Source organism: Dactylosporangium vinaceum (assembly GCF_019904175.1).
GTDB classification, from domain to species: domain Bacteria; phylum Actinomycetota; class Actinomycetes; order Mycobacteriales; family Micromonosporaceae; genus Dactylosporangium; species Dactylosporangium vinaceum.
This window is the reverse complement of the sequence record NZ_CP061913.1, coordinates 2,526,608-2,553,523: the sequence shown is the minus strand read 5'-3', so window position 1 is coordinate 2,553,523 and position 26,916 is coordinate 2,526,608. Positions and strand designations below refer to the sequence as shown.

Here is a 26,916-nt window from a genome sequence, read left to right as displayed (position 1 = left end):
GACGATCGAACGGGGGGTGCATCATACTTGCTGCGGCACCCAGCTCTGGTACTTCGCGCCGTTGGCCTTCTGCAGCACCAGCAGGCGGCTGCCGAAGTACTCGCTGCCGCTCACGCCGAGCACCAGGCCGGACGGTGAGGTGAGCGCCATGCCGTAGTCGGTCTTGGTGACCGTCCACTTCAGGGCCGTGCTGCAGTCGGTCTGCACCACCGTGGCGCCGGCCGCGTCCTTGTTGTCCGCGGTGCTCAGGCACTCGTTCGTCGCCTTCGAGCGGACCGTGAACGCGTTGCCGGTCTGCTCCAGCTTCCACTGCTGGTTGGCGCCGTTGTGCCGGCTGTACAGGATCGCCGGGGTGCCGGCCGCGCGGCGGGCGCCGAAGAGGTCGACGACCCCGCCGGTGAGGCTGTTACCGAAGACCGTCCAGGCGCCGACCGCGGGGGTGTTCGCCGTGGCCGTGTGGACCGTCACCGTGCCGGTGTACGGGGTCAGGGCGCCGTTCTTCGCGAGCGAAATCCCGACCTGGTAGTCGGTGTCGGGGCGCAGGCCGACGATGCGGACGTTCGTGGCGGCCACGCGGCCGATGGAGCGGCCGTTGACGACGACGGCGTAGCGGCTGCCCGCTCCGGCCGAGTCGAAGGACAGACGTACAGAGGTCGCATCGACAGCACTTGTCCGCAGCTCCTTCAGACCACCGGTGGAGGTCTTGGTGGGCGTGGGGGTCGGCGTCGGCGTGGCCGTGGCCGTCTTCGTCGGGGTCGGCGAAGCGGTGGTCGGCGTCGGCGTCGGGGATGACGTGGTCTTCGACGGGGTCGGCGACGCGGTGGTCTTCGTCGGCGTCGGCGTCGGCGCGGCCGTCGTCTTCGTCGGCGTCGGTGTCGGCGGCGGCGTCGTGGCGCCACCGGCGATCAGGAACTGGTTGTTGGCCACGTTCCAGTTGTTCGCCAGGTAGCTGCCCGGGCTCGGGTTGGTGTTGTAGTAGTCGTCGTGGTTGCAGTCGAGCCGCACGTCGTGGCTCTTGTCGCCCTTCTCGGTGCCGCACTTGAACTGCATCACCACGCCGGCCGCGTCCGAGTAGCACATGAGGTCCCACTCGTCGACGCAGTGGCCGTTCTTGCTCGAGTTCGGGGCGTTGTTGTTGACCGCGCCGAGGTTGTGGCCGAGCTCGTGGGCGGCGACGGAGGCGGCCCAGCAGCCCTGGTCGCTGCGGCCGTAGCCGGGGCCGCCGTTGCTGCGGTTGTTCACGCCGGGCTGGGCGTCACCGGCCCACGTGCCGATGCCGCAGTACACCTTGGCGTCACCGAAGATCACGTACTTGCGGTCGGTGCGGTTGTAGCCGAGCGCCTTGAGCCCGTTGATCGTGGCGTCGAAGGTGGCCATGCCGCCGTTGGGCAGCTCGACCTCGCGCACGTCGACCTTGCAGTCGGCGGTGGTCACGAAGCGCACGTGGCGCTCGCCGCCGGTCTCCTGGGCGCTGGCGTTGTAGATCGTGTCGATCCCCGCGGCCCAGGTCCGGAACGACTCGAAGTATTCGCTGAACTTGCTCGCCGTGCTCGCGTCGCGGACGTACAGCACCTGGACGCGCTTGCCGGTCACGCCGTCGCCGTCGCAGGCCACGCCGCTGGCGCCGATCGTGAAGTCGGCCGTGCCGTCGGCGGCTACCGCGTCCGGGACGACCGCCAGGCCGCCGTCGGAGCCCTCGGCCACGTTCTCGTCGGCCAGGACCGTCTGCTCCTGCGGAGCGGCGGCGGTGTCGACCGCGGGGAGGTTCTGCGTCGTCGCACCGGCGATCGGCGCCACGACGTTCTTGACGTTCAGGCCCACCGGCGGCTTGTCCGGGCCGTGGCTGCACTGGTCGCGCTCGGTGAGCACGTAACCACCGACGCAGGGCTCACCCTTCTTCGCGGGCGTCAGACCCTCGTAGATCAGGCCCTCATCGGGGTTGTCCCCCGGCACCTGGGCGATCGCCGTCGGGTTGTTGCCGTCGCGCTGCTCACTGAACAGCGAGCCGGTGCCGGCGATGGCGGCGCCGGCGGCGAGCGCGACGACCGCGGAGATCATCACGATGCGGCGTAGCCGGCGAGGGGGCTTGTCGGGTCGCGCTTGCACGCTCGGGTCCTCCGGAGGGGAAAGAGGCGCGCGGCGAGGATCGGCACAGGGCAGAGGTACCGATCCTCGCCGCGCGCGGGGACGCCGGCTTTCGAGGGTGGCAAGGCGGGTGAGAGCCGGGCATCCACGTGGGAACGCGCTGACCATAGCCACGTGGCACGCCTGCGTTCCACTCGAAAGGGTGCAGTTAAGACAGTCCTAATCGAGACTTGCGCCCGCCATATGGCCGCCAACCTTCCTTACTGTCCGCGACGGCGGGATCGACGCTCGTTGGGCTCCTTGGAGAGGCGTCCGACGAGCCAGCGCGGCGGTGGCGGGGCCTCCTCCTGCGGGGCCGGGTCGGCGTCGGTCATGACGATGACCACGCTGGCCCCGCCCAGGGTCGAGCTGGTGCCGATGTTGACGGTGCCGTTGCCGGCGATCGCGACCCGCTTCACGATGTCCAGGCCCAGGCCGGTCGAGCCCTGCTGGCTCTCGCCGCGCTGCATGGCCAGCTCGGGGTCGGGAATGCCGGGGCCGCCGTCCTCGACGCGCAGCACCACGTAACCGTCCTCGCGGCGCGTCACGGCGACTTCGAACGGCACACCCTGAGGTGTGTACCTGATCACGTTGCCGATCAGCGCGTCGAGCGCGGCCGCCAGCTCGCTCTTCGGCACGTTGACGGGCGCCGGAGCGTCGGTGCCCGTCGACTTGCAGTCACGCTCCTGGTCACCGGCGACGGCGGACCAGAACATCATCCGGTCCCGCACGACCTCGGCCACGTCGCAGCCCTCGTCGCCGGTGGTGGCGGCGGCGCCGTCGGCCCGCTCGCCGCGGTCCGGGGTCGGCGAGTGCGCGTCGATCGGCTCGCGCATGGCCCGGATCAGCTTGTCGACCTCGACCTCGAGCGCGGCGATCGCGTCGCGGATGCGGTCGGCGTCCTGCGAGTCGTCGAGGGTCTCGGCGTCGAGGCGCAGCGCGGTCAGCGGGGTCCGCAGCCGGTGCGACAGGTCGGCGACGAGCTCACGCTCGTTGGACAGCAGCGCCATGATCCGGTCGGCCATGACGTTGAGTGCGTAGCTGGCGTCGGCCAGCTCGGCCGGCCCCTGCGGGTCGATGCGCACGTCGAGGTACCCCTCGCTGAGCGCGCCGGCCGCCCCGGCCAGCTGCCGGGCCGACACGATGATCCGCGACGCGAGCCGGTCGGCGACCCACACCGAGGCGATGATCAGCCCCAGCGCGACCGCGGCCAGCGCCCACCAGGCCCCCGCGACCCCGTTGGACAGCTCCGACTCCGGGATGAAGACCTCGACGACGGTCGTGCGCCCGGCGCCCAGGTCGACCGGCTCGAGGTACGACTCGCCGCCGTCGACGTCGGCGATGACCGGCGCCGCGGCGTCCGCGGCCTTGGTGAGGTCGCCGGCCGCCGCGTGGCCCCGGCCGATCTCCGCCCCGGACTCACCGAGGTTGTGCACGGAGACGCGGGTCACCGCCGGGCCGCCGGTGCTGGCGATGGCCCGCTCGATGCTCAGCTGGTCGGTGGTCACGGTGAGTACCGCCACGACCACTGCGGTCTGGCGTTCGGCGTCGGCGAGGGCGCGTTCGCGGGCGAGCTGCTGGACGACGAGCCCCAGCGGGATCAGGAAGGCGAGCGCCACCATCGTGGAGACCGCCGCCGACACATAGGCGAGGGTGCGCCTCAGTCCGGGGCGCTGAACCTGAAGCCCACGCCCCGCACGGTGTGCAGGTATCTGGGTGCTGACGCGCTCTCGCCAAGTTTCCGGCGTAGCCAGTACAGATGCACGTCGATCGTCTGGTCCTCGCCCACTGAGGGTTGCCGCCATACCTCCTCCAACAGCTCACGGCGTGAGACCACCCGGCCGGGCCGGGCGGCGAGGTACGCCAGCAGGTCGAACTCCTTGCGGGTCAGGGTCAGCGGCTCACCGTGCAGGTAGGCCTGACGCTGGCCGATGTCCACCCGCAAGCCTCCCACCTCGATGGCGGTGGGCTCCTCGCGACTCGCCCGGCCGGTCCGGCGCAGCACGGAGGTCATCCGCGCGTCCAGGTGGGCCGAGGTGAACGGCTTGATCATGTAGTCGTCCGCGCCCGCCTTGAGCAGCCGCACGATCTCCGCCTCGTCGTCGCGGGCGGTCGCGATGATGATCGGCGTGTCGGCGATGCCGCGCAGCATGCGCAGCGCGTCCGCGCCGTCCAGGTCGGGCAGCCCGAGGTCGAGCACGACCAGGTCGGGCGTCTCGGCGGCGAAGCGGCGCAGCGCCTCCAGCGCGGTGCCGACCGCGTGCACCGTGTGACCCCGGTCGGTCAGAGAGCGCAGCAGGGCACCCCGCACGACATGGTCGTCCTCAACCAGCAGCACCGTGGCCATGCGAAGAAGGTACAGCCGTTGTCCAGCCACAGTCTTGACGGTCTATGGACGAATCCGACATGTACTAATTTTCACCAGGCGACATCGCCCGTTCGCCCCGGCTTCCGCTCGGACGGCTACCGGTGAGTAACCAGCCTGTGCACGCACGGCGACCACGACCGCCGCGCCTCCTTCCGCTCTCGGCAGGGCGAAGGCCGCCGGACGTTCAGACGTGCTCGGGGCGCAGGCCGATGCCGATCACGCGGGCCGGGAGGGCGCGCAGGGGCGGGTAGCGGTCGAGGAGGCGGACGGGCAGCGGTGGGCGGGCGGGGCGGCCGGTCACCGCGGGCACCAGGACCGCCCGCTGCAGGGCGCGCTGCACGAGCTGGGTGCCGGCGGTGGGGAAGGTCCGGCGGCGCTGGACCAGGGCCAGCTCGCGCTCGGTCGGGGGGCGGCCCTTCGCGAAGGCGGCGGTGATGACGTGCGCGGCGGCGACGGCGTCCTGGATGGCCAGGTTGATGCCGACGCCGCCGACCGGGCTCATCGCGTGGGCGGCGTCGCCGATCAGCAGCGCGCCGGGGACGTGCCAGCGGTACAGGCGGTCGACGCGGACCGTCAGCGTGCTGATCTGGTCCCAGCGCTGCAGCTCGCCCACGCGCTCGGCCAGATACGGGACGCTCGCGGCGATGCCCGCGCGGAACGCGGGCAGGCCGGCGGCGCGGATGCGCTTGTCGCCGCCCTTGGGCACGACCCAGCCGAGCTGCCAGTAGTCGCCGCGGTCGATGCCGATGAACAGGCGGCCGGAGCCGATCCGGCCGGCCAGGCCCTCGGGGTCGGTGGGCTCGCGCGGGAGCTGGAACCACAGGACGTCGATCGGGGCACCGTAGTCGCGGGACTTCAGGCCCAGATCCCGCCGTACCGTCGAATGCCGCCCGTCGCAGGCCACCGTCAACGGGGCCACCACCTCGACCGGGCCGTCGGGGGTCCGGGCGGTCACGCCGACCACCCGGCGGTCGCGGCGGTTCACCGTAATGACCTCGCAGCGGCGGTACAGCGTGAAGTCCCCGTGCCGCGCGAGGAGCTCCAGGAAGTCCCACTGCGGCAGCATCATGATGTACGGGTGCGCCACCCGCAGCCGGGTGAAGTCGGCCGGGCGGAAGGTGTCGCCGCCCTCGTAGGTGATGCTGAAGTCGCGCACGATGCGGTGCGGGAGGCGGGCCAGCTCGTCGCCGAGGCCGAGCTCGTCCATCAGCTGCAGCGTCGACGGGTGGACGGTGTCGCCGCGGAAGTCGCGCAGGAACGTCGCGTGCTTCTCCAGGACCACGGCGTCGATGCCCTGCCGGCCCAGCAGCAGGGCCAGGACCAGGCCGGCCGGTCCCCCACCGACGATGCACACATCGGCCCTGACCTTCATCGCAGCCCCCTAACCCGAGAGCAGGCGTCCGATCACGTCGAGCGCCGCCTCGACGTCCGGCTCGCCATCGGCGATCGCGTCGGCGTACAGGAAGCTCTCCCCGATTCGAACGAGTACAAACGCCAATGTCCGCGCATCCGGCCGCGGGTGGAAGTTCCCGGCGGCAATTTCCTCCTGCATGAGATTTTCCAGGTGCTCCACGACTCTGGCCTGCACGACGCCGCGCTTGGACGTCAGGATGCGCAGCGCCGCCTCGGGCTCGGTGGCGAGGAAGTGCCGCAGGCTCGGCTGGTCCTTGACGGTGTTGAGGAAGTGGCCGATCACGGCGGCGATCCGCTCGGCGCCGCGGCGGCCCTCGGCGGCGCGGACGGCCCGGTCCAGGTTGCGGTCGGTGAGGTACCACAGGACGTGGCCGAGCACCTGGTCACGGCCGCCCGCCCGGCGGTAGAGCGTCGCCCGGCCGATGCCCAGCTCGGCGGCGAGCGCGCGCATGTCGACGCGCTGCCGGGCCAGGAACTTCCTCAGCGCGGCGTCGAACACCTCATCCGGTGGCATGCGCCGTCTCGGCGTACAGCGTCGAGGGGTCGGTGTTGGCGCCGCACAGGACGACCACCGTGGTGCCGGGGTCGTCGAGCCGGTCGAGGCCGGCCAGGGCGGCCGCGGCGCCGTGCTCGACGGCCAGGCGGTGCTCCAGCCAGAGGCGGCGCCGGGCCGCGACGATCTCCTCGTCGGTCACCAGGACGCTTGCGACGTTGTTGCGGACCGCGAGGTCGAACGCGATGGTGCCCACCCGCCGGGCGCCGAGGGAGTCGCCGGCCACACTGTCCACGGCCACGTCGACGGGGGCCCCGGCGGCGAGCGCGGCGTGCAGGGTCGGCACCCCTTCCGGCTCGACGGCGACCACGCGGGACCGGTCGCCGACCGCGGCCGCGACCCCGGCGACGAGCCCGCCGCCGCCGACCGCGACGAGCACCGTGTCGGCGCGCGGCAGCTCCAGCCCGACGGTGCCCTGGCCGGCCACGATCTCGGGCTGGTCGTAGGCGTGCACGAACATCGCGCCGGTCTCGGCGACGGCGATCATCGACGCGGCGTGCGCCTCGGCGTATTCGCGGCCGTGCCGGTGGACGTGCGCGCCCAGGTCCCGCAGCCGGGCGACCTTCGTCGCGGGCGCGGTCACCGGCACGAACACCTCGGCCCGCACCCCCAGCGTCGCCGCCGCGTACGCCACCCCGAGCCCGGCGTTGCCGCCGGACGCGACGATCACGCCGGCGCTCGGCAGCGTCCCTTCCTCGCGGGCGGCGAGGATGCGGTTGAACGCGCCCCGCGCCTTGAACGAGCCGCTGTGCTGGAGCAGCTCCAGCTTGAACCACAGGCCGGGCCGCACCTCGTAGGACGGCGTGGGTCTGATGTAGCCCTCGATCCGCCGCGCCGCCGCCTCGAGGTCATCCCTGTTCACCACGCTGATCACCCTAGACCCCGCCCAGGCCGCTGCCAGCGAGTCGATCGCGGTGCTCCGGTCGCACCGTCACGCGGACTAGTCTTCTCGACATGACGACGGCGGAGACCTCCACTCGCGGCGAGTTCGTCCGGCAGCCCAACCGGTTCACGGGGCGGGTCACCGCCGACTCCACCTCCGGCCCCGGCGAGGGCCCGGACGACCAGGGCCGCTGGCCGCTGGAGGCGGGCCGCTACCGGCTGGTCTGGTCGAAGGCGTGCCCGTGGGCGCACCGTGCGGTGATCGTCCGCGGCCTGCTCGGGCTGCAGGACGCCATCTCGGTGGCCACCGTCGACCCGATCCGCGACGAGCGCGGCTGGCGGTTCACGCTCGACGAGGGCGGCCGCGACCCGGTGCTGGGGATCGGGTTCCTGGCCGAGGCGTATGCGGCGACCGACCCGGCGTACACGGGCCGGGTGACGGTGCCCTCGCTCGTCGACACCGTGACCGGGCAGGTGGTCACCAACGACTACCCGCAGATCACGCTGGACTTCTCGACCGACTGGGCGCCGCTGGCCACCCGCTCACCGGAGCTGCTGCCGGCCGAGCTGCGGCCCGAGATGGACGCGCTGATCGAGGACATCTTCCAGGACGTCAACAACGGGGTGTACCGCTGCGGCTTCGCCACCACCCAGGAGGCCTACGAGGAGGCGTACGCGCGCCTGTTCGCCCGCCTCGACCAGCTGGAGGCCCGCCTGGCCGGCCGCCGGTTCCTGTTCGGCGAGCGGATCACCGAGGCCGACGTGCGGCTGTTCACGACGCTCGTCCGGTTCGACGCCGTCTACCACAACCACTTCAAGTGCAACCGCAACAAGCTCGCGGAGATGCCGAACCTGTGGCGCTACGCGCGGGAGCTGTTCAACACGCCCGGGTTCGGCGACACCGTCGACTTCGACCAGATCAAGCGCCACTACTACGGCACCCACGCCAACCTGAACCCGTCGGGCATCGTCCCCGCCGGGCCCGACCTGTCGGCCTGGACCGCCTAGCGGCTCAGAGCTTCTCGCCGCTGCCCTGCTCGGCCTGCCGGACCTCCTGGGTCTCGCCGCGCAGGCGCTTGGCGGACGGCAGGTAGAGCTCCTCGGCGACGCTCATGAGGCCGCCGTGGAGGTTGCGCCGCCGGATGCGCCGGGCCAGCAGGACCAGCCCCGCGCACACGGCCGCGAGCACACCGAACACGAGCAGCAGTGCGAGTGCGCCGTCCATGACGCCCGATGCTACCGGCGCCCGGCCCGCCGGCGGTTCCCCCAGCGGCTCGACGTCCAGGTCCCCACGCCGGCCAGGTGCAGGGCGATGAACAGGAACCCGGCCAGGCTCAGCGTGCCGGCATCGAAGATCGGGCCGGTGTCGGCCCCGAGCAGGTCGACAAGCAGGGCGATTCCGAACAGGATCGCGGCGATCACGGCGAACACGTAAGCCTCCGGGGGGTTATATATCGTCTACGTTGACCGCTGACTACCCCGGGCCCACGAAAACTAATCGATGCCCAGCAGCGCGGAGAGCCCTCTGCGCCCCGTGTCGGTCACCTTGACGGCCCGCGTCGTGCCGATCCGCCGGATCCAGCCCTGCGCCAGGAACCGCTCGCACAGCTGCGCGCCGGCCACCCCGGCCAGGTGGGGCCGCCGCTCGGTCCAGTCCAGGCACCCCCGCGCGAGCGGGCGGCGCCGCCCCTGCAGCCGGTGCGCGTCGATCCCGGCGTCCTCGGTGAGCCAGGTGAGCCCGGCCGCGGTGAGCGCGAAGCCGCCCCGCTGGTCGAGCAGCCCGCGGGCGGTCATCGCGTCGGCCACCGCCACCCCCAGCTCGCCGGCCAGGTGGTCGTAGCAGGTGCGGGCCCGCTTCATCGCCGCCGTCGCGGTGGCCTGGCGCAGGCCGCGGGGCTGGTCCGGGCGCGGCTGGAGGCGGACGGAGAGGTCCTCGAGGAGGTGCGCGACCGACGCGTCGGCGAGGCGGACGTACCGGTGCCGGCCCTGCCGCTCCTCGATGAGCAGCCCGCCGCCGACAAGCCGATCGAGGTGCCCGGTCGCGGTGGAGCGGGCCACCCCGGCGTGCGCCGCCAGCTCCCCCGCCGTCCACGCCCGCCCGTCCAGCAGGGCCAGGCACATGGCCGCCCGGGTCTCGTCGGCCAGCAGCGCGGCCAGCGCGGCGAGGTCGGCGGCGTCGGTGCTCATACGGTCCATCATCCCCACCGACGCTTCGGCGGCGACCGAACCGCAAATTTGTTGACTTGCGGAATACTTGCGCGACAAGTATCGTTGTGGGTGGCGTCAGAGCTGGAAGTTTGGGAGGCGTCACATGCCCGCGATCACCGTTGACAACGTTCTCGCACTGCCCCGTGTCGGCACACCCGACCCGATCGCGTCGCAGGCGCGGCCGGTGGTGTCGGTGACGACCGCACCCAAGGGATACGAGGGTGAGGGGTTCCCCGTGCGTCGCGCCTTCGCCGGCGTCGACCTGCGGGCGCTCGACCCGTTCATCCACATGGACCAGATGGGTGAGGTCGACTACGCGCCGGGCGAGCCCAAGGGGACGCCGTGGCACCCGCACCGCGGGTTCGAGACCGTCACGTACATCATCGACGGGGAGTTCGTGCACCAGGACTCCAACGGCGGTGGTGGGACCATCACCAACGGCGACACGCAGTGGATGACCGCCGGCGCCGGCATCCTGCACATCGAGACGCCGCCGGAGCACCTCGTCGTCAGCGGCGGGCTCTTCCACGGCTTCCAGCTGTGGGTCAACCTGCCGAAGGCCAGCAAGCTCGTCGCGCCCCGCTACCAGGACATCCGCGGCCGGCAGGTCTCGCTGCTCACCTCGCCCGACGGCGGGTCGCTGCTGCGGGTCATCGCCGGCGAGCTCGACGGGCACGCCGGGCCCGGGTCGACCTACACGCCGATCACCATGGTGCACGCGACCATCTCGCCCGGGGCGTCGCTGACGCTGCCGTGGCGCAAGGACTTCAACGCGCTCGCGTACGTCATGGCCGGCAAGGGCACCGTCGGGCCCAAGGGGCGGCCGATCGAGCTCGGGCAGCTGGCCGTGTTCGGCGAGGGCGACCACGTCACCCTGACCGCCGACGCGAAGCAGGACCCGAACCACCCGGCGCTCGACGTGCTGTTCCTCGGCGGTCAGCCGATCCGCGAGCCGGTCGCGATGTATGGTCCGTTCGTCATGAACACCAAGGCCGAGGTCGTGCAGGCGTTCGAGGACTACCAGGCCGGCCGGCTCGGCAGCATCCCCGCGGCGCACGCCGACGTGCGGGGAGAGGCGTCCTGAATGGACTTCCAGGTTATCGACAACCCGGACCGGCACCGGTTCGAGATCCGGGTCGACGGCGAGCTGGCCGGCGGGGCGTACTACACGGCGACCGACAACGAGATCGTGTTCACCCACACCGAGGTGGAGCCGCAGTTCGAGGGCCAGGGCGTCGGCAGCAAGCTGGCCAACGGCGCCCTGACCCTGGCCAATGACGCGGGCAAGCGCATCGTGCCGCAGTGCCCGTTCATCGCGGCCTACCTCAAGAAGCACCCTGAGCTGGCATCGGCAGCTTGATCCAGTTGGGGTAGTACGGCCCCAGCTCGGCGTTGATCCGCTCGGCGATCGGGGTCAGCAGCACCGCCAGGCGCTCGGTCCGCTCCGGACCGAGCGCCTGCCACGGTCGCGCCGCGAGCTGATCCGTCGTCTCCTCAAGGGTTTTGTACGCCCACCGCGCCTTCTCCGTCGCCGCGCCCTCGCCGTCGAGGTACCCGCGCTGGTGCAGCCGGGTGCGGGCGGCGTCCCACTCCTCGTCGGACCAGCCCCGGGCCGGCTGCGCCATCTTGCGGCCGCGGCCGTCGTTCAGGGCCACCCGCCAGACCATCGCCTCCGCCCCGTCGAGCCCCTCGACCAGCAGGGCGGCCAGGTGCCCGTCGCCGCGGTGCTCGCGCAGGATCGTGGCGGCCAGCCACATGGTCCCGAGCGCGTCCTGCGGCCACGGCAGCGCGGCGTTGGCGGCGGCCAGGATGCGGCCGTACACCTCGGCGTTGGCGGCGGCCTCCCGCAGCAGCGCGGCCGCCTCGTCGACTCCGGAGATGCCCTCCACGGCCGGGCCCAGCGCGCGCCGGGCGCCCTCGAGCCGGGCCTCCAGCGCGGCCTCGGGCGTGATCCGGGTCCACACGTCGGGCAGGGCGCGCTGCACCATCTGCGGCGCGAAGCCGTAGAACGCGGCGATGACCGGCGCCGCGCCGACCGGACCGAGCGGGGCGGCCCGGCCGGCGAAGTAGCCCCGCCAGAATCCGCGGACGCCGGCCTCCTCGAACGCGGCCCGGCCCTGCGGGGCGAAGTAGCTGACCGCGTGCAAGGGCTCATAGAGCGACCACAAACGCCGCTCGGTCGACAGCTCTGTCATGGACCTGACGATAGGCGTCGGGAGGCTCCGGCAGTACCACCGAAATCGTCGGCTTTTGTCACAGCGGCGGGAACGCATTGGTCATGAGCTGCTGAAACTGTGCGGAGAACCAGGAGCCGCGGGCCGGGGCGCCGGGCAGCGCGCCGGTGGGGTGGTAGCCGTTGCCGCTCCCGGAGTACGTCGAGTCGCAGGAGAGGTTGCCGCCGGTGGCCGCGCCGTCGGACTCGCCCGGGGGCTTGATCCACACGTAGGCGTCGATGCCGGGGGCCGGGCTCGTCCGGGGCCGCTCCCCCAGGCCCGCCCCGCTCTGGTTGCACCAGTTGCCGGCGACGGAGCGGCGGTCGATGCGGCTCTGGTCGACGAAGGTGTCGACGCTTGTCGAGGTGCTGGCGCCGGTGGGCCGGGCCGGGCCGCCCCAGCCGTTGCGCGAGGTGTCGACGAGCATGCCGATCGTCGAGGGGAAGCCGGCGGCGATCAGGGCCGCGCGGAGGGCCTGGGTGTAGGTGAGCTCGTCGACGTACTGGTTCCAGTCGATCCAGCGGGACTGGCGGATCGAGACGCCGCCGACCGTGGTGGCGATGGTGAAGTACGGCTCGGTCGTCGCGCCGTAGTCGGCCGTGTTGACGGCGAAACCGTCGACCGCGTTGACGCCGGCGGTGCTGCCCCGGGCGGTGTCGGCGAACAGGGTGACGGCCGCGGTGAAGTCGGGGTCCCAGCCGAGCTTCGCGTGGTGGCCGGCGCCGAGGTAGTTGTACGCGTTCGCCCTGTGCAGCCGGTTCAGTGCGTACTGCGTGCCTTGCACGTACACGCCACTGGCGAGCACATTCGCGCAGGACTGCATGTTCGCACCGACGATCAGGTCGGTCAGGCCGTCAGGTTCGACGACGTTCACGATGCGCACACGGTCGTACTTCGGGTCGGCCTGGATCGCCGCGATCGGGTCGATGAACTCGGTCTCGTACCGGCTCAGGTCGGCCGCGGTCAGCTCGCCGTCGGGGCGCGGTTTCGTGCAGTCGCGGGCGGGCAGATCGCGCAGGACGAACTGCACGACGACGGGTTTCGCCGTCGTCGCCTGCGCGAGGGCGGCGTCGAGGTGCCGGCGCACATCGGCGACCGCCGCAATGCGTTCGATCCAGACCGCGGTGGACGTGTTCGCGACCCGGCCGCCGCCCGCCTCGGCCGCCGCCCGGGCCGACCAGTCCGCGTTCACGTAGCCCTGCGCGCCCTGGAACGGGTTGTCGACGTGCAGGTCGGGGGTGGAGGTCCCGCCGTTGCAGGCGACGCCGTTGAGGGTGAACGCGCCGGGCACCGGATTGCTGCCCGTCCACGAACCGTTGAAGCCGAACAGGACCTTGCCGCCGGCGGGCACGTTGCCGTTGAACGTCTGGTTGCTCGCCGTCACGTGCCGTCCCGAGGTCGTGTAGACGGCCTGCCACATGTGGTCGATGTGCTGACCGGCCGTGAAGTCCCAGCCGAGGCTCCAGCCGCTCAGCGCGGCGCCGGTGTTCGTGATCTCGACGCCGGCGTTGAAGCCGCCCGGCCACTGGCTGCCGACGGTGTACTGCACGGTGCAGCCGGCTGATGCGGCGGACGCGGGCGAGGGAACGACCACGACGGCGGCCGCGGCAATGGCGGCGATGGCGAGTAGGCGCCTCATCCCGCGACCCTCGCGGCCGGCGTCACCGACCGTCAAACGGCCGTCACCGGACCGGCTCACGACCACGGCCCGGCGCTGAAAGTTACCCTGTGGCGTCGTTCACACAAGAGGTGTACGAAACCGTTTCGTTTCGGCGGACGCGACGAGTTACGGTGATCGCGTGCCTCCTACCACCGGCAACCCGGAGCGCCGCGCCGCCATCTGCGACGCGGTCTTCGAGCTGCTCGGCGAGGTGGGCTACGACCGGATGACGATGGACGCGGTGGCGGCGCGGGCCCGCGCCAGCAAGGCGACCATCTACCGGGGCTGGCCCAGCAAGCCCGAGCTGGTCATGGAGGCGGTCGAGCACCGGTACGGCGGGGCAATGGAGCCCCCCGACACGGGCTCGCTGCGCGGCGACCTGTACGCCCAGCTCAGCGCCGTGTGCACGGCGGCCTGCGGGGCGGACGGCGCGGTGTTCACCGGACTGCTCACGGCGGCCACGCACAACGGCGAGCTGGCCGAGGTGCTGTACCGCTGCACGTACGAGACCAAGCACAGCATGTACGAATCGATGCTCAAGCGGGCGGCGGAGCGCGGTGAGGTGCCCGAGGGCACGTCGGCCGAGCTGCTCCACGAGGTCCTGCACGCGATGGTCACGAGCCGGCGCATGTGGCAGAACGGCCCGCTCGACGAGGCGTTCATGGCCCGGCTCATCGACGGCGTGTTGATTCCGATCCTTCAGCGCGGCTGAGGGACCTTCTCACTCAGGGGGACTCCCACATGGCGAACGATGCTGTCCTTACAACGGACATAACCGATAAATCATCTTCTATGGTACCGCCTGATCCCCGGCGATGGCTCGCGCTGGCCGTCATCGCCGTGGCCCAGCTGATGGTCGTCCTCGACGCCACAATCGTGAACATCGCGCTGCCGTCGGCCCAGCAGGCCCTCGACATCTCCACGGCCGACCGGCAGTGGATCGTCACCGCGTACACGCTCACCTTCGGCGGCCTGCTCCTGCTCGGCGGCCGCGTCGCCGACTACTTCGGCCGCAAGCGCACGTTCCTCATCGGCCTGCTCGGCTTCGCGGGCGCCTCCGCGCTGGGCGGCGCCGCGGTCAACGCGGAGACCCTGTTCGCCGCCCGCGCCCTGCAGGGCCTCTTCGGTGCGCTGCTCGCGCCGGCCGCCCTGTCCCTGATCACCGTCACGTTCACCGAGGCGAAGGAGCGCGCGAAGGCGTTCGGCGTCTTCGGCGGCATCTCCGGCGGCGGCGCGGCGATCGGCCTGCTCGCGGGCGGCGTCCTCACCGAGTACGCCGACTGGCGCTGGTGCCTCCTGGTCAACATCCCCATCGCGATCCTGGCGTTCGCGGCGGCGGTACCCCTGGTCCGCGAGAGCCGCGCCACCGGCGACACCCGCTACGACATCCCCGGCGCCGTCCTGGCGACCGCCGGACAGGTCGCCCTGGTCTACGGCTTCACGAAGGCCGCGACCGACGGCTGGAGCTCCGGCGTGACGATCGCCTGGCTGGCTTCCGCGGTGGTACTGCTCGGGGCCTTCCTGTTCTGGGAGGCGCGCACGGCGCACCCGCTGCTGCCGCTGCGCGTCCTGTTCGACCGCGACCGCGGCGCCTCGTACCTCGTCTCGATCCTGCTCGGCGCCGGCATGCTGGGGATGTTCCTCTTCATGACGTTCTACCTGCAGCAGACGCTGGGCTGGTCGGCCATGAAGAGCGGCGTGGCCTACATGCCCTTCTCCGGCGGCATCATCGCGGCGGCCGTCATCGCCTCCCGCCTCCTGCCCCGCACCGGCCCGAAGCTCCTCATGTCCATCGGCGGCGTCCTGGCCACCGCGGCCATGATCTGGCTGACCCGCCTGGACCTGGACTCGAGCTACGCGGTGAGCATCCTGCCGTCGTTCATCGCGATGAGCCTGGGCATGGGCCTGGTCTTCGTCCCCCTGTCGAGCCTGGCCCTCTCCGGCATCGCCAACCACGACGCGGGCGTGGCCAGCGCGATGGTCAACACGACCCAGCAGGTGGGCGGCTCCCTGGGCACAGCCCTGCTGAACACCATCTTCACCACGGCGGTGGCCGGCTACATCACCGACCACGCAGCCGAGGCCGGCTCACCGCTGACCCAGGCGCACGCGGCGATCCACGGGTACAACGTCGCCTTCGTAGCCAGCGCCGTCCTGATGGCCGTGGCGACCGCCGTAGTCATCCTGATGGTCCGCAACAACACCGGCGACCAGACCCAACCCGACGCCGAGGCCGCCCCGGTCCACTTCGGCTGACCACTCCCCCTTCTCCACTTCCTTTCCCGCTTCCCCTGCTCTCCGTCTCCACGGTCGGGTCGTTCGACCAGCTCTACATGTCCCTGTTTCAACCCGCTCCCACTCTCCACCGGCTACACCGTTCGACCTGCTCAGCACTCTCCACCAGCTCCACCGACAGACCTGCTCCACCGCTCAACCGGCCGCCCGGCTTCAACCACCGGGCGGCCGCTGCACGCCCGACCACACCCACACGAACAGCCGCCCGAATGCACAAACGCCCGCCTGCACAAACCGACACCCGAGCAAATGAGCAAGCCGCGCAAATGAGCAAGCCGCGCAAATGAGCAAGCCGCGCAGATGAGCAAGCCGCGCAAATGAGCAAGCCGCGCAAATGAGCAAGCAACGCATGAGCGAGCCACGCAAATGAGCAAGCCGCGCAAACGAGCAAGCAACGCATGAGCGAGCCACGCAAACCCTCACGCCCCGAACGAACACAAACGCGCACGATGCACGAGCGCAGCTCTGAACGAACTCGCACGAGGCAACCCGTGGCCAACACGATGCACGAACGCAAGCCCTGAACGAACCCGCGCGATGCAACCCGCGGCCAAATCGAACCAGCACGATGCAACCCGCGGCAAATCGAACGCACACGCGATGCGCGAACGCACACCTAGCGAACGCACGCCTATGCGCGAACGCGCGGGGACTGTCAAGAAAACGGCACCTCTCTGTGTCAAGGGGTCGGCGACATAGAGGTTTCCGTTTTTCTTACAGTCCCAACGCGCGGCCTGAACGAGCGAGCACGCCTGAACGAATGCGCACACATATGAACACGCGGACATGCACGAGTGCGCGGCCTGAACGGATGTGCACAGGATGTGTGGGCATGCGGCTGCGCGATGGGCGTTTCAGCAGGTTCGCTTCCCGCGCGGGTGAGCGGCCTCCGGGCGTCAGAGGGCACTCACGCACGGGCGCATGCCGAGCTGACGTTCACGTGAGTGAGCGCGTAACCATGTTGGGCCTGCCCCGTTTTGACGGACATCTGAGATCAGGAGCCTGTGGGCTTCGGGAGGATGTCCAGCATCATGGAGAGTATGGGCAAGCAACGGCCTCGGCCTCGTCGTTCGTTCACGGCGGAGTTCAAGGCCGAGATCGTGGAGTTGTGCCAGCGTGGTGACCGTTCGGTCCGGCAGGTGGCCCGGGATTTCGATCTGACCGAGACCGCGGTGCGGGACTGGGTGAAGCAGGCCGCGATCGACAGCAACGCCAGCAGCGGTGGCGGTTCGGCGGCGGGTGCGCCGGCGGCGGGTGGGTTGACGTCGGACGAACGGGCGGAACTGGCCCGGCTGCGGCGGGAGAACCGCCGGTTGCAGGAGGACGTCGACATCCTCAAACGGGCCACGGCTTTCTTCGCGAGGGAGACCCGGTGAACGTGTATCCGTTCATCGAGGCGGAGCAGGCCGGCAAGCGCAACATGAAACGTGCGTGTGAGCTGCTGCAGGTCTCCCGGTCCGCCTACTACCGCCGCAATCACGTCTCCGACCGGGCCCGCGCCGACCAGGACCTCACCGCGCAGATCATCGCGATCCACGACGCGTCGAAAGGCACCTACGGCGCGCCGCGCATCCACGCCGAACTCGCCGCAGCAGGGCGGCGGCACGGCCGCAAACGCATCGCCCGGCTGCTGCACGGCACCGGCCGCCGTGGCCGGTCCCCACGCCGGTGGCGGGTCACCACGGTCCCGGACCCAGCCGCTTCCGCGCGTCCGGACCTGATCCAGCGTGGGTTCGCCCCGGACCCGGCGGCGGTCGACACCCGCTGGTGCGGCGACATCACCTACATCAACACGTGGGAAGGGTGGCTGTACCTGGCCACCGTCATCGACCTGGCCTCCCGCCGCGTCGTCGGCTGGGCCGTCGCCGAGCACCTGCGCACCGACCTCGTCGACGCCGCGCTCACCGACGCGGTGCACCGCCACAGGCCGGCGGACGGGTTGATCTTCCACTCCGACCGCGGCTGTCAGTACGTCAGCGCCCAGCACGCACGGCTCGCCAACCGCCACGGCGTCAGGCTCTCCGTCGGCCGGCGCGGGCAATGCTGGGACAACGCCGTCGCCGAATCGTTCTTCGCCACCATCAAGACCGAACTCGTGCACCGGCAGGCCTGGCCCACCCGCACCGCCGCACGCAAGGCGATCTTCGAATACATCGAGGGCTGGTACAACACCCGACGCCGGCACTCCAGCCTCGGCTACCTCAGCCCAACCGCCTACGAGGCCAGCAGGATCGACCCACCGCTCAGCAAGGTAGCCTGAACCACCACATCGACCCTGTCCGTCAAAACGGGTCAAGCCCATGTCGACTCGCTCGCTGTGGGCGTGCCACGCGGTGTCCGGATGCGCGTGGCGCGCGGGTGCCCGACGTGTGCAGGTGCGTGGGCGTGCGGGTGCCCAACGTGCGCGGGTGCCCAACGTGCGCGAGCGTGCGGGTGCGGGCGGGCGGGCGGGCGGGTGCGGGCGGGCGGGCGGGTGAGTGAGTGGGCGGTGGGGTGACTGGGGATGGGTCAGCCCTTGAAGACGCCCAGTTGTTTGAAGTCGTGGTTCGGGAAGATGGCGGCGGAGTCGGACACGTTGAAGCGCTTCTTCAGCATCTCGGCCAGGATGTCGCGGTAGTCGTTGGCGCCGGCTACGTCGCCCTGGTCCAGGGAGTTGGGGGCCAGGCCGGGCCAGTTGCCGTGGACCTTGCTGCCGTTCATGCCGCCGCCGAAGAGGAGCATCGCGTTGCCGTGGCCGTGGTCGACGCCCACGTTGCCGTTTTCCTGGACGCGGCGGCCGAACTCGCTCATGGTGACGATCGTCGTGTTCTCCAGGAGGGGGCCGATGTCGGTGCAGAAGGCGGCGATCGCGTCGGACATGTTCGTCAGCGAGTTTTTCATGTCGCCGCCGTCGACCTTGCCGAGGTTCGTGTGCATGTCCCAGCCGCCGACGTCGAGGGCGGCGATGCGCAGGCCCACGTTGGCCTTCAGGAGCTGGGCGATGTCGCGCAGGCGGTCGGCCAGGCCGCCGCCCGGGTACGTGACGCCCTCGGAGGGCTTGTACTGCGTGGTGGCCAGCTTCTGGGCGGTGGAGATGGCCTGCAGCGTCGAGCCGGCCGTCGTCGACAGGGGGTGGTCGAGGCCGGTGTACAGGGTCTTGAGTGCATCCATCGTCTGGGCCCGCATGTTGTCGTTGTCGATGCGGAAGTCGCGCATGCCGTTGAGGACGATTGCCTGCTCGCCCCCGACCAGGGAGCGGGGCAGGGCCGAGCCCTGGGCGATCGCGCGGAACGTGGTGCCGGGGCCCATCTGGGCCAGGACGCGGTCGAGCCAGCCGGTGCGTACGGCGACCGAGGCGGCGCCGCGCTCCAGGGCGTCCTGGGCCTGGAAGTGGCTGCGGCTGGCGTCCGGGGAGGCCACGGCGTGCACGGCGGCCATCTGGCCCGCGTCCCACAGCGGGTACAGGGAGGTCATCGCCGGGTTGAGGCCGAAGCCGCGGCCGACCGCCTTCATGGCCGCCATCGGGACGGCGATGTTCGGGCGCATCTGCTTGTAGTTCGGGTCGTCGCCGGGGGCCACGACGGAGAGGCCGTCCATGCCGCCGCGGAGGAAGATGACGATCAGGGTGTTCTTGTTGTCCTCGGGTGCGGCGAACGAGACCCGGCTCGTCACGAGCTGGGTCCCGAGCGCGGCGACGCCGACGAAACCGGCGCCCTGGACGAGGCGGCGGCGGGTGAAGCCCTTGCTCCAGCGGTCCCGCTCGGCGGCGAGCTCGTCGGTGACCTTCTCGGCGTGCACGCGCAGGGCGGCCTCGCACAGGTTCGGCCCGTGCCGCCGCAGCTCCTCGAGACTCTCCGGCCTCCGCTCCCCCGCCGGCAGCCCGTCACGACCCGAGAACGCCGCAGAACCGCCGCGACCCGACAGCGCCGCAGAACCGCCACGGCCCGACAGCGCCGCAGAACCGTCACGGCCCGAAGACGCCGCACGACCGTCGTGGCCCGAGGACGCCGCAGGGCCGTCGTGGCCCGAAGACGCCGCCCGCCCGGCACGGTCGGCGGGATCGGCGCCGGCGGAGCGTACGCCCGCGGCCCGGGGGCCGGGCGCGGCGGAGCCCGGGGCGCGGGAGCGCGCGGAGCGGTCGTCAGGAAGGGAGCTCATCGGACCTCACCGCAGCGCGTGGTAGACGGAGTCGAGGATCAGCGGGGCCAGCAGGGGCAGCTTGCCGCCGAGGTTCGGGTCGGTGATCCGGGTGTCGGCCTTGGAGCCGAGGAACTTGATCAGGGCGTCCTTCTCGGCCGGCTGCATCGGCTGGAAGATGAGGCGGTTGGCGAGGACGTCCAGGTATGTGCCGAGGGTGGCGGCGGGCTGGGTGACGAGGGAGTCGGCCCGCGGGTTGTTCAGGCCCTTCCACTGCTGCCCCACGAACGCGCGGTGGGCGTTCCACGTCTCCAGCATGCCCGCGGCCGAGCTCCAGGCGGTGGCGACGTCCGGGTAGCCGTCGGGCGGGCCCCAGCCGAGCGGCGGCTGGCCGAGCTTGTTCGTGAACTGGTACATGTCGTCGAGCGCCTTGCCCGTGTCCGCGCCGGGCGTGGTGCCGATGACCCGGCCGGTGGCGATGAAGTTCTCCAGGGGCCGACGGGTCTTCAAGCCCGTGGCGATCCAGAACTCCTGCGAGCGGAACAGCATCTTGAGGACCGGGACAATTGCCGAGCCGCTTTCCTGGTACGTCTTCGCCAAGCGGTCCACCAGGCCCTGCGGCGGCGTGTCGCAGACGAAGCGCACGCAGAGCTTCCGGGCGATGTAGCGGGCGGTGGAGGGGTGGGTGGCCAGGTACAGCAGGTACGCGTCGCCGATCGCCAGCCCGTCCTTCGCGGACTTGTTGGCGTGCTGGAAGTCCAGGACCTTCACCGCTCCGGTCCAGTGCTTGTTCTGCTCGTACTTGAACAGCCCGTCCCGCGTCGCGGTGCGCCCCGTCATCAGGTACGCCGAGTTGCGCACGTCCTTCTCGTTGTACCCGCCGTCGATGCCGACGGTGTGCAGCTCGAGGAGTTCGCGGCCGTAGTTCTCGTTGACGTTGCGCTTGTCGGACGAGGTGTTGTCGAGGTAGCGCATCATCGCCGGGTCGCGGGCGGAGGCGATGAGCATGTCGGAGAACTTGCCGAGCGCGTGCTTGCGGATGACCCCGGCGTCGTACGGGCCGCGCACGTCCCAGCCGCCGTCGAACGGGCTCGTCACGTTGAGGTGGTTGTTCCAGAAGTCGACCATCACCTCGAGCAGCTGCCGGCTGCTCCACATCTGCCGGGCAATGACCGCCTTGGTGAGGTCCATCTGGGGCTTGTTGTCGCCGTCCTTGACCGTCGCGCGGATCTCCGCCGTGGTCATGGTGGCGGTCGGGACGGCCTTGAGGGCGGCGTCCGCGACCGGGTCGGCGAGCTTGTCCCACTCCAGCTGCTGATCGATCCAGGCGTCGATGCCGACCTGCTTGACCAGGGCGATGTCGGCCACCGTCGGCCCGAACGTGGCCCGGCGCAGCAGGTGCAGGACGGGGTCGCGGTTGAGCGGGGTGGGGAACCGCGGGGTGGCGCGCAGGGCGGCGACCGCGGCGGCCGAGGGGGTCTCGGCGGTGCCGGACGCGCCGAGGTCGTTGAGGTCGCCCTGGCCGCTGGTGTAGCTGGCGTCGCGGTTGGAGAAGGAGCCGGCGTCGCGCGGGGACACGTTGCCGCCGCCGCTGCCGGTCTTGACGAAGTCGTCCGGGTCGGCCGACGGCGGGCCGAACACGGCGGCGGCGGTGGTCCCGACCGCGCCCAGGGCGACCGCTCCGCCTCCGAGTGCCATGAGGGCCTGGCGGCGGTTACGGGTCAGCTCGTGCAGGGCCGGGCGGCCGGTGCGCAGCCAGGCCGGTACCGGACCAGCCGCCTTGTTGTTGTTGCCGTCCTGATCGGCCGGCGTCTCCGCGGCGGTGCCGGAAGGTTGGCGCAGGGCCCGGGGCACGGGGAACTCGCCCGTGTAGTCGGCGAAGAACGCGCCCTTCACCTGCTTGGGCGCGCCGCCCGGGTCGTCGGAGAAGAGCCGCTCTGGCACGCTGCAAAATCTAGTGAGCGGCCGATCGGCCCTCAAGGTGGCCGGTGCGAGCCCGGTTCAACTTTGCCTTTCTTTTGGCTTAAGTCACCCGTTCACACCCATGAATGCGTACAAATGGGCCGTTCACTCAAAGTCACTCAAAGTCATCTCTTCCGTACCGAACGCTAGTGGTGGTACCCATAGGTAACCGGTCTATGGCAGGGGGTAGCGGTGCCGATCGATGCTGCTCCCGCGGTGCGCCCGCGGCTCCTCACCATCCTCCTGCTGCCACTGCTCGGCCTGCTCGCGGTGGCCGGAGTGGCGGCGTACCTGTACGTCGGGCCGAGCGGCCGCCTGGACGATCCGCGCGCATTGGTGAGCGTCGGTGTCGCGGCCGACCGTACGGCGACCGAGCTGACGAAGGAGCGGTACACGGCGCTGACGCTGCTGCTCACCGGGTCCGAGCCGGCCCGGTCCGCGTACACCGCGCAGATACGTGCAACCGACGCGCAGTTCGCACAGCCGCCGGCGGGCCTGGCCGACCTGCGCCAGCGCGTGGCCGCCGCCCCGCAGGAGGTAGCGGCCGGCGACTACCTCATGCAGTACACCCAAATGATCAGTGACGTCGTCGAGCTCCGCCAGGACCTTCCGCGCCGCCCCGCGCCGGCCGCCGTGAACGGTTTGCTGCGCGCTTCCGGATGGCTGGCTGTCGCCCGCGAACAACTCGCGCAGATTCAACTGCTCGAACGCCGCGGCGCCGACACTCCCGCGTGGCATGAGAGCCTCGCCGCGCACCAGGCCGCGCACCTCGACGCCCTGCGCCGCTTCGGCGAGACCGCCCCCGCGCCCTGGCGTGAGCGCCTCGCGCACGTCCCCAACGGCCTCGGCGGTGATCCGCAGCCGGCGCTCGACGCGCTGAGCGGACTGGCCGCGTACGCCGGCGACGACTCGGCCGCAGCCGCCGGCACCGCCCGCAGCGAGCAGCAGCGCACGCTCATCGCCGGTCTCGCGGCCGTGCTCGCGATCGCCGCCGCGTCGATCCTGCTCGCCGTCCGGGCCGCCCGGGTGCCGCGCCGGAAGGTTGCCGAGCCGATCGATCCAGAAGAATTCCAGGTGGTACGTCTGGAGGCCGCGCGAGCCGTCGCGGAGCAGACCGCCCTGCGGGTGGGCACCTCGGCCGCCGTCATCGGCCTGGCCCGCCGCAGCCAGCGCCTCGCCGACGAGCTCGTGCACCACCTGGACGCGGCCGAGCGCGACGAGGCCGACCCCGACCGCCTGTCACAGCTCTTCGCCCTCGACCACCTCGCCACCCGGATCCGCCACGACAACCAGAGCCTGCTGGTGCTGGCCGGCGCCGACACGGTCATCGGCCGCCGCGACCCGGTCACGCTCCTCGACCTCCTGCGGGCCGCACAGTCCAGGATCAAGGACTATCCGCGCATCGAGTACTCGATGGTCGCCCCCGACGTGCACCTGGCCCCCGACGCCGTGGACGACGTCGTGCACCTCCTGGCCGAGCTGTTCGACAACGCCACCCGCTACGGCCCGCCCGACCGCCCCGTCCTGGTCGAGGGCCGCCGCGAGGGCACCACCGCCGTCGTCGAGGTCGCCGACCGCGGCGCCGGCCTCGACCCGCAGCGCCTCGCCGAGCTCAACGCCCGCCTGGCCGACCCGCCCCCGCTCGACGCGTCCGAGGCCCACCACACCGGCCTGGCCGTCGCCGCCCGCCTGGCCGCCCGCCACGGCCTCACGGTGACCCTGCGCCCACCGCCGTCCGGCACGGGCCTGCGCGCGATCGTCCGCATCCCGGCCGACCTGGTCCTGGACTCCCCGTCCCCGGCCACCGACCCGCCGGTCGCCCGCCGCCTGCCACCCCGCCCCTTCGAGCGCGGCGGCGCCCTCCCGGGCGGCGAGCCGGTGGACGTACCGCACCCGCGCTCGACCCTCGTACCGGTGGTGCCGGGGCCCATTCAGACCTCCGACGGCCCTACGGTGGTCCTGGAGCCGGAGTCCGTCCGCGACCTCATGACCGGCTACCAGCACACGTCCGGGTTCCAGCAGGCCTTGAGGGAAGGACGAAAGTCGGCATGACACCGACCACGGGGCTGGACTGGCTGTTGACGACCTTCACCACCCGCGTCGACGGCGTCCGCCACACGGTCGCCGTGTCCGGCGACGGCCTGCTCGTGGCCGCCTCGAACGAACTCGCCCCGGCCCGCGCCGACCAGGTGGCGGCGATGGTCGCCGGGATCGTCTCCCTGGCTCAGGGCCTGTCGGCCACCACCGACTCCGGCCCCGTGGAGCGGACGATCGTCGAGATGGGCCGGAGCCTGCTGCTGGTGATCGCCCTGGGCGGCGGCGACACCCTGGCCAGCCTGGCCGCGCTCGTCCAGCCGACATGCGACGTGGGGCAGGTGGCGTACGAGATGTCGGGCCTGGTCACCCAGGTCGGCGCCGCCCTCACCCCGTCCACCCGCTGACGGCCGGGGCCACGTCCCGGCCACCGCTCATGGCCGGCCCGCTAGCTGAGCCCTATCTCCTGGTCCTTGTTGATGTGCTTGTCGTCGCGCAGGGGGACGTACGGCTCCTCGTCCGGCCCCAGGCCCGCCTCGATGGCGCGGCCGCGCTCCAGCTCGGCGTCGAACTCGGCGCCCAGGAGGATGGCGATGTTGGAGATCCAGAGCCAGACCAGGAAGGCGATGATGCCGCCCAGGGTGCCGTAGGTCTTGTTGTACGAGCCGAAGTTCGACACGTAGACGGCGAAGCCGGCTGATGCGACGAGCCAGATGAAGACGGCCAGGATGCCGCCCGGCGTGATCCAGCGGAAACCGTGGTGGCGGGCGTTCGGGGCGCCCCAGTAGAGGATGGCCAGGATCAGCATGACCACGACCAGCAGGGCCGGCCACTTGGCGATGTCGAAGACCTCGACCGACTGCTTGGACAGGCCGACCCAGCCGCCCGCCTGCTCGGCGAACTTGCCCGTGAAGACGATGCTCAGGGCGGACACGGCGATGAGGGTGCCGACGGCGACGGTGATGCCCAGGCGGATGGGGAGGACCTTCCAGATCGGGCGGCCCTCGGGTACGTCGTAGATGGCGTTCGCGGCCCGCATGAAGGCGCCGACGTAGCCGGACGCCGTCCACACGCCGCCGAGCAGACCGACGATGGCCAGCAGGCCCGCGACGTGAGCGCCCTTCTGCAGCTCGCTGATCGCGTCGGTCATGGGGCCGGCGATGGTGCCCGGGAAGAGCTGTCGGGCATTGTCGAGTACCGCCGACTGCGTTGTGTCGGTCAGCAGCAGGCCGGAGACCGACAGGAGGACGAGAATGCCCGGGAAGATGGACAGGACGCCGTAATACGTCAGGGCGGCGGCCCAGTCGCTCAGGTTGTCGTTGTTGAACTCCTTCACGGTGCGCTTGAGCACGCCGAACCAGGTCCGCCTGCTCAGCTCCGTGGGCTTGTCGGGCCCGCCCGACACGGGGTCGTCGGCCCGCTCCTGCGTGTCCGCCCGCTGCTGCGTGTCCGCCCGCTGCTGCGCGTCGGCCGGCCCGTGCGCGTCGCCGCCCTTCGGGGCGGGTGCCTGTTCACGCACGCGGGCGCGTTCGTGCGCGCTCGCCAGCGCATGGGTGCCGGGGTCTTCGGTTTCAGCGGTCACAAACGCCACCTCCACGATCCCTATGCCCCCGCGCGACCGCCCGTTAACCCTCCGGCGGGACCCTTCCGGCCCTGATCAGTGCCGTTTGTACGGTGTCGACCAGTTCGGTCGCCCGGAACGGCTTGGCGATGACCGACGCGTCGGGGCCGAGGTCGATGACGGCGGCATCGAAGTACGGCAGGCCCGACATGAACATGATGAGCGCCTCGGGGCTGCTCGCGCGGACGGCCTCGGCCACCTGGACGCCGGAGCCGTCGTTGAGCTTCAGGTCGGTGATGGCCAGGTCGATGCCCTTGGGCCGGTCGGCCAGCACGCGCTCGGCCCCGGCCAGCCCGGACGCGGTGAGCACCTCGGCTCCGGCCCGGCTGAGCACCCTGCGCACGATCTCGCACAGGTCCGGCTCATCGTCGACGACGAGGACGCGCAGATGCTCCAACATGTGCTAACGATATGCGCTGCTACGGCGGAGAATGCCCGAGTTCGCCGACCCACTCCCACCTGTTCACACCCGCCGTGAGCACCAGTGACACCGCGCACGGCAACCACTCGCACAACCCCACTAGCTCGCACAACCGCACCAACTCACGCACCACCTGGACACGCCGCCACGTCGAGCATGTCAACCGCCCGCGCAACCCCGCCGACTCGCGCACCACCCGAACACCGCGCCACATCGCGCACCCCAACCGCTCACGCAACCCCACCAACCCGCGCACCACCCGAACACACCGCCACACCGCGCACCCCAACCGCCCCCGACCCGCCCACTACCCGAACACACCGCCACACCGCGCACCCCAACCGCTCACCCAACCTCACCAATTCGCGCACCCCGCCGCCCGCGCAACCGCACCAGTTCGCGCACCCAGGGGCGTCACGCGACAGTGCGCACCAGTGTCTCGTCCGCACAAACGAACTGTTTCGCGCACCATGCGAGCACCGCGACGCATCACGCTCCGGCCCGTCTGCGCATATGGACCAGCCCGCGCATCTTGCGAGCACATCTCGACACCATGCACTGCAACCGTCCGCGCATACGGACCAATTCGCGCGTCTTGCGAGCACAAGTGGACACTGCGCGCAGCAACTGCCCGCGTGACTGGACGGTTCGCACAGTTAGCAGGCGCACGTCGCACGTCGAGTCGCAGCGCACGTCGCGGCGCAGGCGCACATCGCGGCGCAGGCGCACATCGCGGCGCAGGCGCACATCGCGGCGCAGGCGCACATCGCGGCGCAGGCGCACATCGCGGCGCAGGCGCACGTCGCGGCGCGTCGTCGCACGCGCACGTCGCGGCGCGTCGTCGCACGCACACGTCGCGGCGCGTCGTCGCACGCACACGTCGCACGTCGCGTTCACGCGCACGTCGCACGTCGCGTCGCAGGTGCAGGTTACGAGGACCGGTCCGAGGCGCAGTTCGCGAGCACGATTCGGGTCATTGCGCACCTGCGACTGTTCGTGCAGCCGAGCCGAAACCCGCGGCGCCGGCGCCGAATGTCATCGGCTGG

25 protein-coding genes are annotated in these 26,916 nt (G+C 71.2%); 9 read left to right on the top strand and 16 right to left on the bottom strand.

What is annotated here, in order from left to right; translation table 11 throughout:
• Positions 1-21 precede the first annotated feature (21 nt).
• The 6 genes from Dvina_RS11180 to Dvina_RS11155 form a co-directional block, all read right to left on the bottom strand.
• Positions 22-2,106, bottom strand: coding sequence for an RICIN domain-containing protein (locus tag Dvina_RS11180; RefSeq protein ID WP_223102381.1), 2,085 nt, complete (start codon positions 2,104-2,106; stop codon positions 22-24).
• Positions 2,107-2,345: 239 nt separating this feature from the next.
• A complete protein-coding gene (locus Dvina_RS11175) occupies positions 2,346-3,746 on the bottom strand; it encodes a sensor histidine kinase (RefSeq protein WP_223105462.1) in 1,401 nt (466 codons plus the stop codon).
• 38 nt (positions 3,747-3,784) lie between these two features.
• Positions 3,785-4,471, bottom strand: coding sequence for a response regulator transcription factor (locus Dvina_RS11170; RefSeq protein WP_223102380.1), 687 nt, complete (start codon positions 4,469-4,471; stop codon positions 3,785-3,787).
• Positions 4,472-4,676: 205 nt separating this feature from the next.
• Positions 4,677-5,864: an FAD-dependent oxidoreductase gene (locus Dvina_RS11165; RefSeq protein WP_223102379.1), complete on the bottom strand. Its 1,188-nt coding sequence runs from the start codon at positions 5,862-5,864 to the stop codon at positions 4,677-4,679.
• Positions 5,865-5,873: 9 nt separating this feature from the next.
• Positions 5,874-6,419, bottom strand: coding sequence for a QsdR family transcriptional regulator (locus tag Dvina_RS11160; RefSeq protein WP_223102378.1), 546 nt, complete (start codon positions 6,417-6,419; stop codon positions 5,874-5,876).
• Entirely contained in the window at positions 6,406-7,323 is a 918-nt protein-coding gene (locus Dvina_RS11155; RefSeq protein WP_223102377.1) for a serine/threonine dehydratase, read from the bottom strand. Before Dvina_RS11155 ends, Dvina_RS11160 begins: the two co-directional genes overlap by 14 nt.
• An 89-nt stretch (positions 7,324-7,412) precedes the next feature.
• Between Dvina_RS11155 and Dvina_RS11150 the strand changes: the two genes are divergently transcribed.
• Positions 7,413-8,348, top strand: a complete 936-nt coding sequence (locus Dvina_RS11150; protein ID WP_223102376.1) for a glutathione S-transferase family protein — start codon at positions 7,413-7,415, stop codon at positions 8,346-8,348.
• A gap of 4 nt (positions 8,349-8,352) precedes the next feature.
• Here Dvina_RS11150 and Dvina_RS11145 read toward each other — a convergent pair whose 3' ends face one another.
• From Dvina_RS11145 to Dvina_RS11135, 3 genes are all read right to left on the bottom strand, one after another.
• Positions 8,353-8,565, bottom strand: coding sequence for a hypothetical protein (locus Dvina_RS11145; RefSeq protein WP_223102375.1), 213 nt, complete (start codon positions 8,563-8,565; stop codon positions 8,353-8,355).
• Positions 8,566-8,576: 11 nt separating this feature from the next.
• Positions 8,577-8,771, bottom strand: a complete 195-nt coding sequence (locus Dvina_RS11140; protein WP_223102374.1) for a hypothetical protein — start codon at positions 8,769-8,771, stop codon at positions 8,577-8,579.
• 63 nt (positions 8,772-8,834) lie between these two features.
• Positions 8,835-9,527, bottom strand: a complete 693-nt coding sequence (locus Dvina_RS11135; protein WP_223102373.1) for an ArsR/SmtB family transcription factor — start codon at positions 9,525-9,527, stop codon at positions 8,835-8,837.
• A 124-nt stretch (positions 9,528-9,651) separates the two neighbouring features.
• Between Dvina_RS11135 and Dvina_RS11130 the strand changes: the two genes are divergently transcribed.
• Both Dvina_RS11130 and Dvina_RS11125 read left to right on the top strand, forming a co-directional pair.
• Positions 9,652-10,632, top strand: coding sequence for a pirin family protein (locus Dvina_RS11130; RefSeq protein WP_223102372.1), 981 nt, complete (start codon positions 9,652-9,654; stop codon positions 10,630-10,632).
• The gene (locus tag Dvina_RS11125; RefSeq protein ID WP_223102371.1) at positions 10,633-10,908 is read left to right on the top strand and encodes a GNAT family N-acetyltransferase; all 276 of its coding nucleotides are present in this window, start codon (positions 10,633-10,635) and stop codon (positions 10,906-10,908) included.
• Here the strand turns inward: Dvina_RS11125 and Dvina_RS11120 are convergent.
• Together Dvina_RS11120 and Dvina_RS11115 are read right to left on the bottom strand one after the other, a co-directional pair.
• Positions 10,874-11,743 carry an SCO6745 family protein gene (locus Dvina_RS11120; protein ID WP_223102370.1) on the bottom strand — a complete coding sequence of 290 codons (870 nt, stop codon included), beginning with the start codon at positions 11,741-11,743 and terminating at the stop codon, positions 10,874-10,876. The genes Dvina_RS11125 and Dvina_RS11120 overlap by 35 nt on opposite strands.
• Positions 11,744-11,801: 58 nt before the next feature.
• Entirely contained in the window at positions 11,802-13,400 is a 1,599-nt protein-coding gene (locus tag Dvina_RS11115) for a glycoside hydrolase family 6 protein (RefSeq protein ID WP_223102369.1), read from the bottom strand.
• Between the two features lie 160 nt (positions 13,401-13,560).
• Between Dvina_RS11115 and Dvina_RS11110 the strand changes: the two genes are divergently transcribed.
• From Dvina_RS11110 to Dvina_RS11095, 4 genes are all read left to right on the top strand, one after another.
• Complete coding sequence (locus Dvina_RS11110; RefSeq protein ID WP_223102368.1) at positions 13,561-14,133, top strand: TetR/AcrR family transcriptional regulator; 573 nt, start codon at positions 13,561-13,563, stop codon at positions 14,131-14,133.
• An 80-nt stretch (positions 14,134-14,213) separates the two neighbouring features.
• Positions 14,214-15,677 carry an MFS transporter gene (locus tag Dvina_RS11105; protein ID WP_223102367.1) on the top strand — a complete coding sequence of 488 codons (1,464 nt, stop codon included), beginning with the start codon at positions 14,214-14,216 and terminating at the stop codon, positions 15,675-15,677.
• Between the two features lie 1,079 nt (positions 15,678-16,756).
• A complete protein-coding gene (locus Dvina_RS11100; protein WP_223092313.1) occupies positions 16,757-17,092 on the top strand; it encodes a transposase in 336 nt (111 codons plus the stop codon).
• Positions 17,089-17,976, top strand: coding sequence for an IS3 family transposase (locus Dvina_RS11095; RefSeq protein ID WP_223092314.1), 888 nt, complete (start codon positions 17,089-17,091; stop codon positions 17,974-17,976). Before Dvina_RS11100 ends, Dvina_RS11095 begins: the two co-directional genes overlap by 4 nt.
• A 248-nt stretch (positions 17,977-18,224) precedes the next feature.
• Here Dvina_RS11095 and Dvina_RS11090 read toward each other — a convergent pair whose 3' ends face one another.
• Entirely contained in the window at positions 18,225-19,853 is a 1,629-nt protein-coding gene (locus Dvina_RS11090) for a DUF1501 domain-containing protein (protein WP_223102366.1), read from the bottom strand.
• A 6-nt stretch (positions 19,854-19,859) separates the two neighbouring features.
• Entirely contained in the window at positions 19,860-21,776 is a 1,917-nt protein-coding gene (locus Dvina_RS11085; protein WP_223102365.1) for a DUF1800 domain-containing protein, read from the bottom strand.
• A gap of 210 nt (positions 21,777-21,986) precedes the next feature.
• Here Dvina_RS11085 and Dvina_RS11080 point away from each other — a divergent pair, with 210 nt between their 5' ends.
• Both Dvina_RS11080 and Dvina_RS11075 read left to right on the top strand, forming a co-directional pair.
• Positions 21,987-23,846 (top strand): sensor histidine kinase, encoded by a 1,860-nt coding sequence (locus Dvina_RS11080; protein WP_223102364.1) that lies wholly within the window; start codon positions 21,987-21,989, stop codon positions 23,844-23,846.
• Positions 23,843-24,235: a roadblock/LC7 domain-containing protein gene (locus tag Dvina_RS11075; protein ID WP_223102363.1), complete on the top strand. Its 393-nt coding sequence runs from the start codon at positions 23,843-23,845 to the stop codon at positions 24,233-24,235. Before Dvina_RS11080 ends, Dvina_RS11075 begins: the two co-directional genes overlap by 4 nt.
• Positions 24,236-24,276: 41 nt before the next feature.
• Here the strand turns inward: Dvina_RS11075 and Dvina_RS11070 are convergent, their stop codons facing one another.
• The 3 genes from Dvina_RS11070 to Dvina_RS11060 form a co-directional block, all read right to left on the bottom strand.
• Entirely contained in the window at positions 24,277-25,410 is a 1,134-nt protein-coding gene (locus Dvina_RS11070) for a YihY/virulence factor BrkB family protein (RefSeq protein WP_246656150.1), read from the bottom strand.
• A 43-nt stretch (positions 25,411-25,453) separates the two neighbouring features.
• Positions 25,454-25,849 carry a response regulator gene (locus tag Dvina_RS11065; RefSeq protein WP_223102362.1) on the bottom strand — a complete coding sequence of 132 codons (396 nt, stop codon included), beginning with the start codon at positions 25,847-25,849 and terminating at the stop codon, positions 25,454-25,456.
• Between the two features lie 510 nt (positions 25,850-26,359).
• A complete protein-coding gene (locus Dvina_RS11060) occupies positions 26,360-26,854 on the bottom strand; it encodes a hypothetical protein (protein ID WP_223102361.1) in 495 nt (164 codons plus the stop codon).
• Positions 26,855-26,916: the final 62 nt, after the last annotated feature.